13 protein-coding genes are annotated in these 18,086 nt (G+C 56.2%); 9 read left to right on the forward strand and 4 right to left on the reverse strand.

Features of this window, described 5'->3' with window-relative positions:
* Positions 1-178 precede the first annotated feature (178 nt).
* Positions 179-1,795, reverse strand: coding sequence for a transposase (locus tag SH410x_RS22105; protein ID WP_473668332.1), 1,617 nt, complete (start codon positions 1,793-1,795; stop codon positions 179-181).
* A 416-nt stretch (positions 1,796-2,211) separates the two neighbouring features.
* Here SH410x_RS22105 and SH410x_RS22110 point away from each other — a divergent pair, with 416 nt between their 5' ends.
* From SH410x_RS22110 to SH410x_RS22140, 7 genes are all read left to right on the forward strand, one after another.
* Positions 2,212-3,615, forward strand: a complete 1,404-nt coding sequence (locus SH410x_RS22110; protein ID WP_473670808.1) for a sulfatase family protein — start codon at positions 2,212-2,214, stop codon at positions 3,613-3,615.
* A gap of 439 nt (positions 3,616-4,054) precedes the next feature.
* Positions 4,055-4,942: an NHL repeat-containing protein gene (locus SH410x_RS22115; RefSeq protein ID WP_473677369.1), complete on the forward strand. Its 888-nt coding sequence runs from the start codon at positions 4,055-4,057 to the stop codon at positions 4,940-4,942.
* Positions 4,943-5,125: 183 nt separating this feature from the next.
* Complete coding sequence (locus SH410x_RS22120) at positions 5,126-6,070, forward strand: alpha/beta fold hydrolase (RefSeq protein WP_473670809.1); 945 nt, start codon at positions 5,126-5,128, stop codon at positions 6,068-6,070.
* Between the two features lie 96 nt (positions 6,071-6,166).
* A complete protein-coding gene (locus tag SH410x_RS22125; RefSeq protein WP_473670811.1) occupies positions 6,167-7,981 on the forward strand; it encodes an arylsulfatase in 1,815 nt (604 codons plus the stop codon).
* A gap of 159 nt (positions 7,982-8,140) precedes the next feature.
* Positions 8,141-8,893 carry a DUF6250 domain-containing protein gene (locus SH410x_RS22130; RefSeq protein WP_473677370.1) on the forward strand — a complete coding sequence of 251 codons (753 nt, stop codon included), beginning with the start codon at positions 8,141-8,143 and terminating at the stop codon, positions 8,891-8,893.
* A gap of 107 nt (positions 8,894-9,000) precedes the next feature.
* Entirely contained in the window at positions 9,001-10,434 is a 1,434-nt protein-coding gene (locus tag SH410x_RS22135; protein WP_473670813.1) for a right-handed parallel beta-helix repeat-containing protein, read from the forward strand.
* Positions 10,435-10,499: 65 nt separating this feature from the next.
* A complete protein-coding gene (locus SH410x_RS22140) occupies positions 10,500-11,855 on the forward strand; it encodes an enolase C-terminal domain-like protein (protein WP_473670814.1) in 1,356 nt (451 codons plus the stop codon).
* A 75-nt stretch (positions 11,856-11,930) separates the two neighbouring features.
* Here the strand turns inward: SH410x_RS22140 and SH410x_RS22145 are convergent, their stop codons facing one another.
* Positions 11,931-12,065 carry a hypothetical protein gene (locus SH410x_RS22145; protein ID WP_473670816.1) on the reverse strand — a complete coding sequence of 45 codons (135 nt, stop codon included), beginning with the start codon at positions 12,063-12,065 and terminating at the stop codon, positions 11,931-11,933.
* 594 nt (positions 12,066-12,659) lie between these two features.
* Between SH410x_RS22145 and SH410x_RS22150 the strand changes: the two genes are divergently transcribed.
* Together SH410x_RS22150 and SH410x_RS22155 are read left to right on the forward strand one after the other, a co-directional pair.
* Positions 12,660-14,129: a sulfatase gene (locus tag SH410x_RS22150; protein WP_473670818.1), complete on the forward strand. Its 1,470-nt coding sequence runs from the start codon at positions 12,660-12,662 to the stop codon at positions 14,127-14,129.
* A 402-nt stretch (positions 14,130-14,531) separates the two neighbouring features.
* Positions 14,532-14,720 carry a hypothetical protein gene (locus SH410x_RS22155; RefSeq protein WP_473670820.1) on the forward strand — a complete coding sequence of 63 codons (189 nt, stop codon included), beginning with the start codon at positions 14,532-14,534 and terminating at the stop codon, positions 14,718-14,720.
* Positions 14,721-15,079: 359 nt separating this feature from the next.
* Here the strand turns inward: SH410x_RS22155 and SH410x_RS22160 are convergent, their stop codons facing one another.
* A complete protein-coding gene (locus SH410x_RS22160) occupies positions 15,080-15,340 on the reverse strand; it encodes a hypothetical protein (protein ID WP_473670821.1) in 261 nt (86 codons plus the stop codon).
* Positions 15,341-15,600: 260 nt separating this feature from the next.
* A complete protein-coding gene (locus SH410x_RS22165; RefSeq protein WP_473670823.1) occupies positions 15,601-18,078 on the reverse strand; it encodes a DUF1588 domain-containing protein in 2,478 nt (825 codons plus the stop codon).
* Positions 18,079-18,086 lie beyond the last annotated feature (8 nt).

Consider the following 18,086-nt stretch of genomic DNA (forward strand, 5'->3'; position numbering starts at 1 on the left):
CTGGCGTAGTGGATCTTGTTAAGACGGAACCGACATTAGGTGGCTTTGCTGCGGGCGACTTTTTTTGGTGGTGCAAAATTTTTTAGCTGGGGCCTCTCTGGAGGCCCTGGTTTGACTGTCGAGGAGTCGCAGGCTCTACATGAACCGTCGTCCTAGTCGCCTATTGCCCCTGTTTTTCCTAGTTAATGGCCAATTGGAGCGAATTCTTTCGCTGGCGGCGCATTGCCACCGCTCGAAGCAGATTCCAACCGGCCAGCTTCAGTAGGATCGAAAGCTTCACCGCATTGTGGCCGCGAACGCGGAGCCGACCCAAGCCCATCATTCGCTTGAGGCAACCGTTGGTCCCTTCGATACCCGACCGCCAACGGTACCTATCGCGGAACTCGTCGCTCTGCTCGTGGCGACGACGCGCGTCGGCTCGAACCGCACTGCCGGTAAATTGAATGCGGCCGGTCGGCTGCTCGGTGTCCCGATTGCGTTGAACGCGGCAGTGTGCAAGCAGCGGGCAGTGCTGGCACTTCTCGGGATCCATCTGTGCGAAAGTGTAGTCGCCTTTGGCGTTGTAGTTGGTCGACTCGGGAGCGTGACCAGCCGGGCAAGACTCCAGTTCACCGGCGCAGTTGAGCTTGAATTGGTCGTAGCCGATTTCATCAGCATCGTACTTCTTCGAGCCTGGCACCGGAGCGACCAATTCGACGCCTTCTTGCTTAGCCGACTCGACGTTGGCGTCGCCACCGTAAGCGGTATCAGCCAGCAGTTCGTCTGGCATGACATCCCGCTTTTTCAAGTCCTCCAACACCGGCGAGACCGCATCGGCGTCGTTGTCCGCAGCGGTTTCGACTTTGGCCGAAGTAATCAAGTTCGGCTCGCCGTCTTCGTTGAACGTCTCGGCGATTTGAACCTGGTATCCGGCTCCTTTGTGACCGCTGTAGGTCGCGTCGGGATCCGACGGATTGACGATCACATGGCCGCCGGTTTTCTTGCGAACTTCGACGAATTCTTCCCGAAGTTCGCACTGCTGGTTAAAGATCGTTTGCAGTTGTTTGAAGGAGTCCCAGTCGCAGATCGGTTTGGTTTCGGTTAATTCATTGAGGATTAAGCAGAGGTCTTCGGCGGCTTGCTGCAACGCAATTTTCCGCTGTTCGGTAGTGCGTGCGTCGCCAAAGATTCGGCTGTCGGATTGCTTGCGGTAGCGGGCCAAAAGCTCGTCGTCAAATCGGTCGATCAGCCTAGCCGAACCAGACTGAGCGTCGTGCTTTTCGACTTTCTTGAAGAACCGCCGCAGGGCCACGCCGATCATTTGGGCGCGTCCCAGGGTGGCCATGTCGCTGAGCACATGGGTGGAATCGAGACGCTGTTTTTTGACTTTGACTTCCATGCTTTGCAGCAGGGTGTCGGTAACGCCTGCGAAGATCTCCTCACTGATCTTCTCGTTGCTTTGCATTCGAGCGATGTAGCGTTCAATGGTTCGCTGAGTGACTTCGGTGCTTGGCTCCAAGTTCAGTGCGTACTGGATGTCGGTTCGGAACAGCAGTGCTTCGTGGGCCTGGGGGACAGTCCAACCTTGAAAGTCACGGATCCAGAGGAGCGCGATGATCGCGTGCAACTCAAAGGTTGGTCGTCCTTGATCGTCACTGAGATGCTCACCGACGAGGCCGATGGGCATCTGCTCCAAGAGCACGTCGCGAAGGAGGCCCTGCCATCCGTTGTCAATCATCTTTCGCCCCATGGGGCCGATGACGCCCTCGAACGGGTCGAAAAGTCTTTGCTGCGTAGGTAGTTCGATGGTTTTCACTGACTAACCGACCACTCGAAGAAAAAAGCTAAATCCAGACAGCAAAAGGTAACGCATCTCGCCCACGAAAGAAGCCGGTAGCATGAGACTTTTGTCGGGCGCGTCTGTTAAAGATCCATCCAGAACAGGATCTTTAACAAGATCCACTACGGTAAACCCGTCACTTATTGTTCATGGTATCCTAACTCCGCTCGCCAGAGCGTGGGGGCCCACCGTCTGGCGACGGTAGCTACGGGAGAATTCGTCACTTGTTGCGGTGTCGCAGTAGTTTGGGTTTCCGTATGCGACGGTTGCTTTCAACTGTTCCACGATTCTTGCTGCGACGTTGTTGAGCATGGGTCACACGAACCGACACCCGCCATGCGAAAACCGTCATCGGCCGCCCGAAAAACTCCCCGCTGAAAGCCCTGTTTCCTATGAGAATTCTTGCACCGTTGGTAGCCTTTGCATTGATCTCGGTAGGCTGTTCCTCGCCAGCGTTCGCGGCGGAGGAGGCACCACCCAATATCCTTTTCGTCTTTGCAGATGATTGGGGATGGGGCGATCTGAGTTGCCATGGGCACCCCTATGTGAAGACGCCGAACATCGACCGGCTCGCAAAAGAGGGGACCGACTTTACTCGATTCACGGTCGCCAGTGGCGTTTGTTCGCCCAGTCGCACGGCCGTCATGACGGGCCACTTCCCGGCTCGGTACAACATCGACGGGCATTTCGCATGGGTGCCGAGTAACGCAAAGCGGAACATGCCCGATTGGCTCGACCCGAATACGGTTACTCTGCCTCGACTGCTCCAGCAAGCGGGATATGCAACGGCCCATTTTGGAAAGTGGCACCTTTCCAACAACATGATCCCCGACTCTCCACTGCCGAGCGAGTATGGCTACGACGAGTACGGTGCGTTCAATTGTGCGGGAGAGCAAATGCCGGTGCATGAGGACGCGCAGCAAACCATCGCATTTATTGAGAAAAGCAAGCGAGAGGGGAAGCCCTTTTTCGTCAACTTGTGGGTGCATGAACCGCACACCCCGTTTCATACGGTTCCAAAATATGAGTGGCGATTTCGTGACATGGACAGTGCTCCTGATGCGATATATGCATCCGTTCTGTCGCACGCAGATGATCGAATCGGAGAGGTGCTCGATGCTCTCGACCGCCTCGATATCGCCGATGACACGCTCGTGATTTTCAGCAGCGACAACGGTCCCGCGAGGGCCAGAGGTAAGGCGGAACCGACTTTGACGTACGACACGGCCACGGGCGCCGGGTGGGATATCGGCGCTTCCAAGGGCATCACGGCGGGTCGAAAAGGATACAAAGCTGCACTGTTTGAAGGGGGCATCAATGTTCCGTTCATCGCTCGCTGGCCCGGCAGGATTGCCCCGGGAGCGGTCGACAACTCTTCCCTCATTTCAGCCGTTGATCTACTGCCCACGTTCTGCGATATCGCTGGCGCTGAATTACCCGATCGCTACCAGCCAGACGGGATCAGCCAACTTGCCGCGTTGACGGGAAGTGTCTCCCATGCTCGCGAGAAACCACTGTTTTGGAAGATGAAGAGCAGCTGGCCCATCCGCGAAGCCGCCCCCTATCACTGGGCGGCGTATGCCGTCGTTGACCAGAACTGGAAACTGCTCGCCAACGACGACCTGAGCTACTGTGAACTCTACGACATTGCAACCGACCCCTACGAGAAGACGGATCAGAAATCGACTCAGTCGGCGACGACGAAACAGCTACTGGCGAAAATCAGGCAGTGGAAATCCACTCTCCCGGAAGCACCGAGCGGAAAAGTATTTTCGGCCGAACGCACTATCCAATAGCGCCAAATCACACTGTTCAAGGCCACTGTTTAATAGCACTGTTTAATAGCACTGTTCAATAGCACTGTGAAACTGCCCCCCCCCCGCAACCCAACCCAACCTCCAGCAGCAAGAGAACTTCATGCTCACGATACCTTCGTCCAAATTGCTGACCGTTTCGTTTTTGCTCTATTCGCTCGCGGCCATGCTTCCTGCCGTTGCCAACGAACCCCGGCCGAGCATCATCCCGATTTTCACCAACGATCAGGGCGAGCAGGATCACGGTCGTTTGGGGGCGCCAACCATCACGACGCCTGATCTTGATCCAATGGACCTTGGCGGCATCGACCAAACGGGCAGCGCTGCGAGATTCTTTGACCCGGGGCCACGTCGGGACCCGGGGCCACGTCGGGACCCGGGGCCACGTCGGCCCCAGGTGGCGGTCGATAGAGCGGTGCAAATGACGGCAGTTCGCGTGGCAACGACGCATCGATTTATCGCTTTCGGTCAGCAAACCTATGTCGTTGATCGCGATGGAAACAAGACATGGACTTATCCGCACTCCACACGCGACGGATACGTGCTCGACAATGGCAACATCGTTTTGACGCTCAGTAAGGGGAAACGGTATCCGGGAGGAGCAGTCGTCGGGATCACTCCCGATGGCAACGAATCGTTGATCTGGAAGGGGACGCAATCTGAAGTCAACAGTGCGCACCCGACAGACACGGGGACATTCGTCATCACCGAAGCCGGGGACTCGCCACGGTTACTGGAAGTGGACGATTCAGGAAAGGTGCTGGTTGAGTTTCCGCTACAGTGCCAAACGGGGAATCATCACCTGCAAACACGGATGGCTCGTAAGCTGGCTGATGGTACGTATTTAGTACCGCACCTGCTGGACTTTGCCGTGATGCAGTATGACGCTGCCGGCAACGTCATCAGCACGCTCGACACGACGGTCCCAGGCGACCTGAAGCGATCCAACCACACCTGGCCGTTCACTGCGATTCGTCATGGCGACGGCCACACACTTGTTTGCTGCACCAACGGAAACCGTGTGGTTGATTTTGACTCCGATGGAAACATCGTCTGGCAATTGACGAACGACGACCTGCCCGGCCCGTGGTTACAGGATCCCTGCGGCGGGCAGGTCTTACCCAATGGCAATGTGGTGATCGCGTGCTACGCCGGTGGCAGGAAAGACCCGCATGCGCCAAAACTACTGGAAGTCAATCGTGACAAGGAAGTCGTCTGGACCTACACCGACGGCCAGAAAGTCGGCATTCATCATTTTCAAATTCTCGACACCGACGCAGAGAAACTTACCGGGCGTCCACGGAAGTAACCGTCTGCCATCACCAGGCAACGATTTGCTCGGTCCATCCGTAAAACGACTCAGGAACGAGCAGAACCTAAGTGGCCGAACGCTCCTCGGTCGGAATGGTCGATCGCGGAGCGTTCGGCCACAATCTCAGACAGTAATGTTCCGCTCGTTCCTAACACATTCAATGAAATAACGAGGCCGATGATGATTCGACAGATACCGAACAGCATGGGATGGCTGCTCGTCTCCCTGATTTTGATGACGGGGGGCGCCTCCGCACAGACAGCTCCCGAGACGTCCGGGACTGACAATGCTATCGCAAGCGAGACAGGGGCCGCCCATGCCGACGCAGCACCGGCGAGCGATTTTCCCGGTGAGAAGTCCGATCTACAAGGATTCAGCCGTTACCAAGTGAAGACGGGAAAGGGCACGATCTCAGTGGTTTGCCCGAAGGAAGCGGCGCCTGGAAAACCCTGGATGTGGCGAAGCATGTTTTGGGGAATCGGATCTGAGGCGACGAAGCGTGTCGCCCGCGGCGACCTCAAACTGGTTGAGCAAGGCTATTATGTGGTGATCGCACCGGGCGATGTCGCCGGGCACCCCCGGGGCAATGCACTCATTGATGCAGCATATCAGACACTGACCCAGGAATACGGATTCTCGAAAACGCTCTCGATGGGTTCGATGAGTCGTGAAAACCTCGCGCTCTTTCGCTGGGCATCCGCCAACCCCGAAAAGGTGGAAGGCATCTACGTCGACAACGGTGTTTGTAATGTCAAGAGTTGGCCCGGAGGAAAGCTCGTGCCCGGCAGTGGTTCGGTTGCCAATGGCGATCCGCGATCCTGGACAGGTATGAAGAATGCCTACGGTTTTGCAACCGACGAGGAGTTACTCGCCGCCAAGGTGAGCCCGATCGACCTGCTCGAACCACTTTCCAAGGCCGGCGTACCGATCCTGATGGTTTGCGGCACACGGGACACCACGGTGCCCTATGAAGAGAACGGAGCGATCATGAAGGAACGCTACGAAGAACTCGGCGGCGATATCGAAATCATCCTTGAAGACAAAGCTCACCACCCTCATGGCATGGCGGATCCGACCCCCGTGGTGAACTTCATTCAGAAAGCGCGTTCCAAGACCCGAGGGTGATCTTAGTGTCGACGCATCCAATCCAGTGTAGGATAGGGTGGCTGCTACGTATCCCGACCGCTGCTAGGAACTCGTTACCGATTTGGCAAAATGACAATGAATAAGCTCGCTATCACAGCAATGATCTTGCTGATCTATTCTTGGACTCATCTTTCTGGTTCGATGGCAGAGGTCACCGCGGCCCCCACGAATGTCGTGTTCGTCATGTCGGATGACCAGGGCTACGGTGACCTTGGATGCACCGGAAATCCGATCATCAAGACGCCTCACATCGATCAACTGGCGTCGGTTAGTTCTGGGCTGAGCGACTATCACGTTGCCCCAACTTGTTCCCCGACGCGTTGCTCGCTCCTGACGGGGCATTGGACGAACCGCACGGGTGTCTGGCACACGATCATGGGTCGGTCGATGCTTCGCGAGAATGAAGTTACCGTCGGTCAGATGTTCGCTGACGCTGGCTACGAAACCGGTATGTTTGGGAAATGGCACCTCGGTGATAATTACCCCTATCGTCCCGAGGACCGTGGCTTCAAGGAGGTCTATCGTCATGGCGGTGGTGGTGTTGGGCAAACTCCGGACCTTTGGGACAATGCCTACTTCGACGGATCCTACTTCCACAACGGTGAAATCGTTCCTGCGAAAGGGTTTTGTACGGATGTGTTCTTCTCGCAAGCGAACGCCTTCATCCGTAAGTGCGCCAGTGAACAAAAGCCATTCTTTGCCTACATCTCAACCAATGCACCCCACGGTCCGTTGCACTGCCCGTCCAAGTACTCCGATATGTACGCGGGGCAGTCAGCGAATATCGCATCGTTCTATGGAATGATTTCCAACGTCGATGAGAATGTCGGTAAGACTCGCCGACTGATCGAAGAGCTCGGAATCGCAAACGATACAATCTTTGTTTTCACCACCGACAACGGGACGGCCAGCGGCGCAAAGATCTACAATGCTGAGATGAGGGGCGCAAAGGGAAGTCCGTATGACGGTGGCCATCGTGTCCCATTCTTTCTCCACTGGCCAGGCGGTGGCATCACCGAGCAGCATGACGTTGACGAACTCACCCACGCAGTCGATATCGTCCCAACGCTACTGGACATGACCGGTGTGAAGAAGCCGGAGGGGGTGACGTTTGACGGTGTCTCGATTGCCGCGTTGCTGGACCCAACCAAGGATGTGGACTTTCCTGAGCGTTTCGTGATCAGTGATTCGCAACGTGTGCGAGATCCGATCAAATGGCGAAGCTCCTCGGTCATGTCTCAGCGGTATCGGCTGATCAACGGCAAGGAGTTGTACGAGATCGCCGTCGACCCCGGACAGAAGAACAACATCGCCCAAGAGCATCCAGAAGTCGTTGCGGCGATGCGAGAGTTCTACGAAAAGTGGTGGGCGGAACTCGAACCCACCTTCTCGCAAACGACCGAGATCTATCTCGGACAGCCCGAGCAGGACGTGGTCAGCTTGACCGCTCATGACTGGATCCAGGATGTGTATCCCCCGTGGCACCAAGGGTCCATTCGCAAGGCGGATCGCAAACATCCCAAGTCGAAAAAGCTCACCCACCAAGGTCACTGGGCGGTGAAGGTGATCCGAGATGGAAAGTATCAGATCTCACTACGCCGCTGGCCGGTTGAGTCTGGTGCCGCCATCAATGCCTCGCTTCCCGCAGGAGCCAATGTTCCCGGTGCGACGCAGGCTTTCCGAACCGCTGCAGGCAACTCCATCGGTGCCACCCACGCGGTGCTCCGCATCAACGAAAAGGATCTCGAGCGGAAACCGATCGAGAACGACGCCGAACAGGTGAACTTCACCATCGACCTCGACAAGGGATCCTATCGGCTCGCGCCCCTATTTGAGATCCCAGAAGGTGAATTGGGCGCTTACTACGTTGTCGTTACGAAGATTGATTGAGTGGCAACCATACCGATTCCTATTCGAGTGAAATCCATGGGGTGGAAATTTGCGTTGTTGGTTCTCATCGCGTGTCCTGTGATGGCAACGGGGCTCGTCGCGGAGGACGGTCCCGTGGTCCTTGGCCATGGCGTGGGGTTGTTCCAAGTAGGGCCACTGATGGCTCAGGATGACTTTGAAAATCTGAACAACTGGGATGTCCAGATTCAGCAGCGGTCGGGATACCCAGCGGCAAATGTGGTGGCGAGAGATCATTCGCTTGACTGCCTGGTGCCAGGCCGTGGGTGCACGGTCTGGTTCAAGCAAAAGTTGCCGACGCGAATCGCCATTACCTATGATGTGCTCTGCCCAACTCCGAAACCTGCAATCAAGGGAGTCCAGCCTCGAGACATCAATAATTTCTGGATGGCGACCGATCCAGCCGATCCCGAGGAGAGCCTTTTCGATTCAGCACGGTACTCGGGCGCATTTGGATCCTACGATAAGATCCACGGTTACTACGCAAGTACCGGAGGTGGTGGAGCGATTGCGAACCGGACAACTCGCATGCGACGCTACCCGCGCGAAGTGGGCGGCAAGCCCGCAGAACATCTGGCGCTCAATGACAAAGACGAGACGCCAGGCTACTTGATCACGCCCGACAAAGTGATGACCGTGCAATTGGTAGCCTATGACGACGTCGTTCAATACATCGTCGACGGGAAGCTGGTCTATCAGATCCGCGGCGGCGACAAGATTCAAATCGAAGGACGTGATCGCCAAGGGCAGCCGACGGTGCAGGATGCGTTATACGACCTCGATCGCTTTGCGGTCTACCAGGAGGGCTACTTCGGATTTCGCATGGTTGGCACTCACCATATCTATACCCACTTTAGGGTGCATGCACTCGAACCTATCGACTCGAAACGATAGTGTCCGCCAGCAACCATCCTGACCCAACCGTTCCCGCAGGTACACGAATGAGAATCAGACGAATTGTTGACCGGACGGACAGGCCCCTAGGTCGATCCCGATGGGGAGTGGCCGATCTCGGGTGCGTAATCGCCGCTCTGCTGACGGTCGTGATCAGTTCGACGCTACCAGCTCAAACGAATGTTGAAGTCTCTACGCTGCTGGAATTGCGTTCCGCTGTACAGGACAGCGATCAATCGATTGTCATGAAAGCCGGGCGTTACTCGCTGACGGACCTTCCCGAAGGTTCCAGGGATATCCCCTGCTCGGGATCCGATAATACGATCGACCTGTCGGAAGTGTTTATTACCGTTCCGGTCGGCACCACGCGTCGCAGCTACATCAAGATTTCGGGCAACAACAATGTGTTTCGCGGCGGAACCTTTGAAGACACCTATCAAGATGGCTCGCAGGAGGTGACGGATTTCAGCGCCTATAATCAGGACCGCAGAAAGCTGGCCAAGGGGCTGAGAGGGAGTGCCGTCCTGGCGATTACCGGAGACGATAACACCGTGGCGGACACAAAGCTGACTATCCGAGGATCTTTCCCCTACGGGTACGGAAGTATCTATGGAATCGGTTCCGATAATGTCTATGGTTTGGACAAGCGGTGTGGGATTTTGGTGAGAGGCAAACGCAATACGATCGATGGGTGCAATCTCCAGCAAAGAGCGTTCGGCCATGGCATTTACATGCAGAGCCCCGCCAACGAGACCGTCATTAAAAACTGTCTCGTCGGAGGCGTCATGCGTCCGAGCAACGACCTGTACCTCGAAACCGACGCACAGGATCTGCCTGTAAGATCCAACTACAAAATCCCGGGAAATAGAGATCGAAATGGGAGTGCAGTCAGGAACAGCAACAGGAAGAGAACGAATGCGCGAGCGACAGCGAGTGAGAAAGAGAGCGAGGACATGCCCATCCCCAAGGACACCATGATCCCTCTGTCAGAGGATGGGATTCGCGTCTATACCGGCGGCGGAAGTGTTACGGTGGAAAACTGTACGGTCAAGCGAATGAGAGGTGGAATACGGCTGTACTTGGCCAGTCGGGCAACCGTCATCAATTCGACCGCAATTGACTGCGGGTTCACGAACTTCAACATGCCTAAGAACGGCAAGATCATCAACTCGACCGGGAACTTTGCCTACGCACCGTTGAGCGATTTCAGGTTAGCCAAGTCAAATCAAAATATCGAGCTCACGATCCTTCCTTCCCCCCATCAAATGGGAACCCACAATCTTGTGGATATTCTGGGGAGCAACCACCACATTGTGTTCCACAGGTCCGCAGGCCCGCTGGATACCCACCTTCGTCCCATTGTCGTCGAGGGCGATGGTTCGACGATCCGAAACGAGACGGAGTATCCGGTTATCCTCCAGGCAACAGCAAGTGGCAACTCCGTCACCAGTTTGGGTCCGGTCACGGATCTTGGGAGCGGCAACAAAATTTCACGCATCGAACACACCAAGAGCCAGGACGCACCTCTGTCCACAAAGTAGGAGCGAGGGTTTCCGCAGGAAGCCAGATCGTCCCTAAGAGAGAGGGCCAGCAACGGAGAGAATGAATGAACCGACCATCCACTCGAATCACTTCCGCCGAAGTCATTGACGTTCGCGTCCCGACGTCCGACCAGCTACTCGGTTCGGATCCGTTTCACAAAATGCCGGACTATTCTTCGGCGGTGCTACATCTCGAAACCGATTCAGGCCTGCGCGGGGTTTCTGTAGTCTTTACCGTAGGGGCAGGGACTGATTGGATCTGCCACGGGATCAGCGATCTATGCGAGCTCGTGATCGGCACGACGCTCGAAGATTTTGCCGCCCAACCGATACTCCTCTATCGAAGGCTCATTGACCACCATCAACTGCGGTGGTTGCATGACGGTGTATTCCGAATGGCGGCGGGCGCAGTACTCAATGCGATGTGGGACCTCTGGGCCAAGTCACTCGGCAAACCACTGTGGAAATTGCTGGTCGATCTGGAGCCCGAATTCATTGCCGACTGCATCGACTGGCGAAACATCAGCGACGCTTTGACCCGTGAAGAAGCCATCGCCATCCTCCAGAACAATCGTCCAAAGGTAGCGCAACGTGAAAGCGAAATGCTCCAACAGGGACCCAAGGCGTACTGCACCGCGGGTTGGCTGGGACTCAGCGATGAGGAGATACTCGCGACAATTCGCAGGTTACAGGCGCAAGGGTTTGATTCGTTCAAACTAAAGGTCGGTCTCGACTCACAGCAGGACGTTGAGCGGATCCAATTTATGCGTGAAGCGATCGGCCCGGACTGCAATCTGATGGTGGATGCCAATCAGTTCTGGGGGATCCCCGAGGCCAAACGTCATGTAGAGCAATATCGGTCATTCGGATTGAAATGGATCGAAGAGCCGATCGCCCGTGACGACGTATTGGGGTATATCGAACTTGCACAAACATTTGCCGATGCGGATTTCGACTTTGCCTGTGGCGAACATGCCGCCTCACCCGTCATTTTTAAACAGCTACTCAAGAGCCGAGCGATCAAATACTGCCAGATCGATGCCGTTCGTGTTGCGGGCGTTAACGACGTGATGGCGATCATTTTGATGGCCGCCAAATTTGGTGTGCCGGTCTGCCCGCACGGAGGCGGCATTGCGCTTTGCAACATGATCCAGCACTACAGCGTTTGGGATCAGATTGCCGTGTCCGGACACTCCAGCACGCAGTTGATCGAATACATCGACTTTTTACAGGAAGCAGTGGAACATCCGGTCACTGTCCGGGATGGATGCTACGAGACACCCACCTCGCCCGGATGGGGACTTGAGTTTCGTCCTGAGTTCATCGACCGTCACCGATTCCCCAATGGCGAGGTTTGGCGGTCTCGCGCTTCATCTCGAAAGGGGGCGAAGTTCGAGGCGTCCAGCGAGGTTCTTCGCTAATTTTAGTGGCCCAAAGCACACGTGCATGGAATCCAGCACAACGTCATTGAACCCCATGCCCATCGGCCCACGCTCTCAACGGCGTGCGTCTGAGGCTGTCCAGGCCACGATGGTCGGCGCCACGGCAGTCGCTCCCTTCTCACCGGCACTGATCCAACCACGAAATACAAGAAACAAACCCACGCTGAATATTCGTGTGATTCGTGTCATTCGTGGTTCCAATCTCACACTGGTTACCTGACCATCCTCCGCGGCGATGAGCACTGATCCAACCACGAAATACACGAACGACACGAAACAAACCCAAGCTGAATATTCGTGTCATTCGTGTCATTCGTGTCATTCGTGTCATTCGTGGTTCCAACCTCTCGCTGGTTGCTCGGTCCGCTTGCATCTCCCTTAGACTGAACCATTCTTCGCCACACCACTCGATGCACCGTATGGTTTTACCGCACAGACCCGAATTCGCAGCTGGAAGGGTGCTCGGCTGTGCTGGTCGATTGCCCTGATGACGTCGCTGTACAAACGACGCCGCGGACGCCTCATTTGGCGATTCACATTTCCCAGCGTATCATTAGCTGTTCGTTATTCCACGCCACTCGCGTTCGGTCGCCACCGGCGTCGGCAAAACCTCCCGTGGAAGCACGGGGTGCGTTCCGCACGCGATCGCGAAACGCGGCCCGTTGGGCACGCCGACCAACGAGTGATGCCGGATGATTCCCATGATGTCCTTAACGCACTCCTGCACCGACCGGTTCACTTCGCAACCGGCCCCGATTGCAACATCACCATCACGGTTTAAACATGAATCGATTCATATTCAACCTGTTTGTCACGCTCCCGATGCTGGGGCTTTTCTCGGGCTCCGTCATAGCCTCCGATCAGTCGAGCAAAGGGCAGCCACTGAACTTTGTCGTGTTTGTCGTTGACGATTTGGGCTACATGGACATTGGGGCCGACAACCCGAACTGTTTCTATGAAACGCCCCACGTAGACCGTTTGGCTGATTCTGGAATGAGGTTCACAGATGGCTATGCCGCCAATCCGGTCTGTTCGCCAACGCGGTATAGTTTGATGACGGGAAAGTACCCTACGCGGGTTCGAGCGACGAATTTCTTTTCAGGGAAGCGAAGCGGGCGATTCCATCCGGCGCCACTGAACGAACATATGCCGCTGGAAGACATCACGGTCGCTGAGATGCTCAGGGAGAAAGGTTACGCAACCTACTTCGCCGGAAAATGGCACCTGGGTGAAAGTGAAGCGTATTACCCTCAGAACCAAGGCTTTGACATCAATGTCGGTGGTCATAGCAAAGGCGGTCCTTATACAGGGGGCCGATACTTCGCTCCCTTTGAAAACCCAGAAATGAAAGTCGAAAGCCCTGAGGGCGATCACTTACCCGATCGTCTTGCTCGTGACACGGCGAAGTTCATTGCGGAGAACAAGGACAAGCCATTTCTCGCTTACCTTTCGTTCTATTCCGTTCACACACCACTGATGGGCCGCCCTGATCTGGTGGAGAAATACAAGCGGAAAGCAGTTGCTGTAAACGGTGTTGAGTTTGGCGAAGAAGAGCAGGTATTCGGCGAACAGCCTCGGAAGGTCAGAGTACTGCAAAAACATGCGGTGTATGCAGCAATGGTCGAGGCGATGGACGACGCTGTTGGCAAGGTGCTCAAGCAACTCGACGAATCAGGTGTCGCTGACAATACGGTGGTCATCTTCACATCGGATAACGGCGGTCTGTCGACTTCCGAAGGCTCGCCAACGAGCAATCTGCCACTGCGCGGCGGCAAGGGCTGGATCTATGAAGGCGGTATCCGCGAGCCCTGGATCATCCGCTATCCAGGCGTCACCACGGCGGGGTCTGAGTCATCCGCGCCGATTTGCTCGATTGATCTGTTTCCCACCCTGGCGGCGGCAGCGGGCATCGATGTGCAACATGCTATCGACGGTATCGATATTCGCCCGGCACTCGAGGGAAAGTCGCTCGATCGAGAGCCTCTCTATTGGCACTACCCGCACTACAGTAACCAGGGAGGTATCCCCGGAGGTGCCATTCGCGAAGGCGACTTCAAACTCATCGAACGATACGAGGACGGACGCGTTCATCTCTACAACCTGAAGGATGACATCGGCGAACAGAATGATCTGGCAAAGACGATGCCCCAGCGAGTTGAGCAGATGCGAAGTCGTCTGCACGTTTGGTATCAATCGGTGGACGCACAATTCCTGCAACCTAAAAATGGTCTAGTGCCCTGGAAACCGGAATAGGCGGAGCCAACCTGAACGGGATGCACCGAGGAATTTTGCCTCTTCGGCAGGACCGCTGGGGCGATAGGGCGTGCGAGCGGGTGTTCGCACGTGCGCAGAAAATCGTCCATTCTGGGTGTCGCATGGTCGCAGGCATCGCCCCCATGCCCAATGGTTTTGCATTGCGAGACTCTCGACAGTCTGCCGGGAATCATGGGCTCAAATGCTGCTGGGACGGTGGTTTAGGAGGGGATGATTCGGTGGTCGATGCGACATTGTAGGAGTTGTGCTCAGGTTGACCAATCATCCGCGTGATGCCACGATTCAGCCTACGAATCATGGAACGAGGTTTACTGACATCCAGCCCCTCGTGCCCTCCGTCCCCCTCCGACCTTTTTGGGAAAACCACAAGGCACACTTTTAATGGAACAAATTACAGGACTTTGGCGAGACACGAAATGGGTATGGGTGTCCTTCATCGGCTTCGTTGTGTTGCTTGCCGCATGCGTATCGTGGTACTTTTTGCTGACACTCCCGGCGTTGCCGGTTAGCTATTGCTACTTCGCGTTCGTCCGATACGACGATGACGGGAACGAGAAAGCCGAATTTTAGCGTGAGCAGGCCGGAGCGTTCGTCGTTCGCAGAAACGCAGTAGGCTTGCATCATTCATTCTGCATCACCCCTACCAGCCGTTATGGGGGTCTCGTCCCGGTTCAACGCGAGAACCGTGGCTCGCGGGCAGTTGATCGAATCGGGCTCTCACAGGCAGTAGTGGGCCGGATCCCCCTCAGGCAATGGGCAACCAACGGTCCCCAGTCGCTTACGCGTCGAATTCAATCGAACACATCGAATTCAAGGTAGCTGCGCTCACCAGAGCGTGGCATCCACATTCTGGCGAGCGTCGCTATTCGGCCTAATCATTCGCGGTCGCATAGGTGAGTCGAAGAGACACGACCTAGAATTCGTTGGTGTCAGTTCTTTCGCAGTTTCGCTGCTGCGAGCAGGGCATCGAGTTCCAAGACGTGACTGTAAGGCACGCGTCGCCGCTGCGCCTTGTTCGAGATGATTTCGTGCAGCATTTCGAGGTCAGCGAGCGGAATGACCGGAAACAAGGTCCATTCCGTTTCCGATTTGAGCCGCGACCGGAGCTGCCATTTCCTCGCGTGCCGGGTAGCAGTGACTAGTCGCGTCTCGCCCTCCTCGGTGGTCTCACGCCATTCGTGTTTCTTCATAATTCATCTAGCCTGAAGGTCTGCGTCTCAGAAGCGTCGGCGCAGTATTGAAATGGATTCTAAGCCCGAATCCGCAACACTCCTCCTTGCAGCAGCAAATCGTACCAATCAGCGGTTCCAAAATCTAGTCTCGCGTCAAACCGTCTGATCGATTGAAACGCTTTCCCAGACCTGCCGACGAACGAGCGGTCAGAATGGCCGAACGCTCCGACCGCGGAGCGTTCAGCCACAATCTCAGACAGTAATTTTCGGCTCGTTGCTTAGTCGGCTGAATCACTTCGGGTGCGGTACAGGAACGCGTCCGAGGTGAGCAGGGATACGAGCAGGGCTTTCATGCTGCCGCCATTGTTGTGGTAGGCGTGGTACGCTGCCTGGAGGACGGGGGCGTCGTTGATCGTTTCGTTGCGTCCCATCCAGAACCGAAAGGCGTGGCGGACGAAGACCTGTTCAGCCCGGTCGCTATGGGCGAGTCGTTGTATGAGCTCGATGGCGTCGCTGACTTTTCCGTCCAGAGTGGGATCGCCGGAATCGATGATCTCGCCCGAGGTGTCGACAGGTTGATCGAGTTCCGTGCGTCGGTACAGCCCCGCGTGGTTGTACATTTCAAATGGCAGCCCCAGTGGATCCATCTTCTTGTGGCACGTCCAGCAATAGTCTTCGCGGGTGACCCGCATCCGCTCACGCAGTGTGTTTTGGCGTTCATCGGGCAGCATCGCGTCGACGGTGATCGGTACATCGGGAATGCCGCCTCCCAGCAACCGTTCCTGTATCCATCGGCCGCGTCGGATGGCATGGTTATCCATTGCGTCGGAGTGCGAAACGAGCCAACTGGGGTGGGTCAGGATGCCCAGGCGTTCGCCTTCGGGGGCCGTCGCCAATACGCGTTCTGGTTTCATGGATCCTCTGCCGAAGCTTCGCCGGCTCACGCGAGCGTAGATCTGTGGCCCCGATAGATCCGCTTCGGCAACGCGGTGATTGACAACTTCTCGCCGCTTGGCTTGCTTAGGTTCCGGTGGTTGCTTTCCTGGGTTTGCCTGTTTCCATGCCTGCTGTTGGGCGGCCTCTTTTCTCGTCGCTTCGGCATTCGCCCTCTTCTCCGCGGCAACGGACGCCGCTGTTTCTTTCCTGGAACGCTTGGTACCGAAGTAGACATTGTCTGCCTTAGTGGCCACGACCTTGTCGGTCGTTAACAACTCTTGGAGGACGTCCTTGTCTTCCTGCAGAATAAGTTCGATCAAGCGATCCGTGCTCGCGGTCGCGTCGAACATGGCATTGTAGTGTGCCTGCCCTCTGTTATTCGCCCCCGTTTCTACGAGCGCTTTTGCATCTTTGCAAATGTAGCCGCCAAGGTCGTAGTCGAAGTATTCGCGAAAAAATCGCAGGATGCGCGGCTTGCGAATGCTGTCGTCGGCAAGGATCCGCTCGACTTCTCGCTTCACATCCGCTCGGCTGCGCATCCGCCCGTCGACGATGGCGCTGCGCAGTTCGTCGTCTGGCCGGATGTATCGCAGGGCATGATTGACCGCCATGCCCAACTCCCAATCCTGCAGCATGACACGGCCATATTGATCCGGTTGACCGTTCTCGGCCAGTTCCGGTCGGAAGAGCGCATCGCGATCAAGGAAAATGGATGACAGACCGAGGACCGCCCCATCCTTCATACCGAGCTTCTCGATGGATTGTTTGACGATCTCCATGTAGTCATCGGACTCCATTTTACTTGGCGGCCGGAACGTCAACGCTTCAAAGAGATAGTCCACCGCAGCACGGACACGCTCGTCGGTCATCTCGTCTTGGTTCATCAGGTCATAGACCGGCGTCAGCGGACGAACGACTCCCGTGCTGTAGACCAGACTCGTGGGCAGGCCGCGAATATCGCCCTTCATCTTGTCCGCGATTGATTTGGGATCATCGGTAATCTGATATGGCTGGGCGATGCTCAGTGGGCCATCGGCCATGTAGCGAATGATGTCGCTGGCAATCCCCATGATCTGCGTCGCTTCGGCGCTGTTGACGGTGTAGAAGTCCGGGTAGTTTTCCAGTCCATGGTTGCGCCCTGACGACAGGACTGCGGGGACGCTCTTGACGGCGGTGGCGTAGGCGACCGTCCCGCCCTGCCACTGGATAATGCGATCGGTACCGAAGTAGAGTTTCAGTTCACCGCCGTGGTTGGTAGGGACAACATCGCCATGGGTGCGGAGGCCCGGCTTCTCCGGGTCGAACTCGGCTTCCGTGTTGATCAGCTCGTTCAGACGCGTGATGTGTTCCTGCGGGGTGACACGCCAGATACGTGCGGGGGATGATGCCGGCCGGAGCTGGATGCCATCGGGCAACGGGCCGAAGAGCAGTTCGTGATCGACGAAGTTGCCTTTGTTGGGATCGAGGTGAGCATGAAACCCGCCTTTGTCACGCATGACCCGCGTCAGTTCACCGACGATCCCGTCAGTGAACTGCAACCGCTCGATCACGTCGGGCTGTTCGGCGTCCTCGGGCGGCATCTCTTGCAACGTGACCTGCGCCCACACGCTTGTCCACGTGCTGGCGTTGACTTCATCGACGGGCCCCAGATCTTCGAGCGAGAGATTGCCCTCGGGGTACGTCTCACCATGACAGTCGACGCAGTAGTTGGCGAGAAACGATTCAGCAAAGTTGCCAAAGTTTTGGCTGACCGGCTGTCCGGGCGTGTAAGTTTGGCCGCTCGCCACCGAGATCAGGCTCAAACCCAGGATCAAAGACAAGGCGAAGA

It is taken from the genome of Rhodopirellula sp. SH410, from assembly GCF_055811895.1.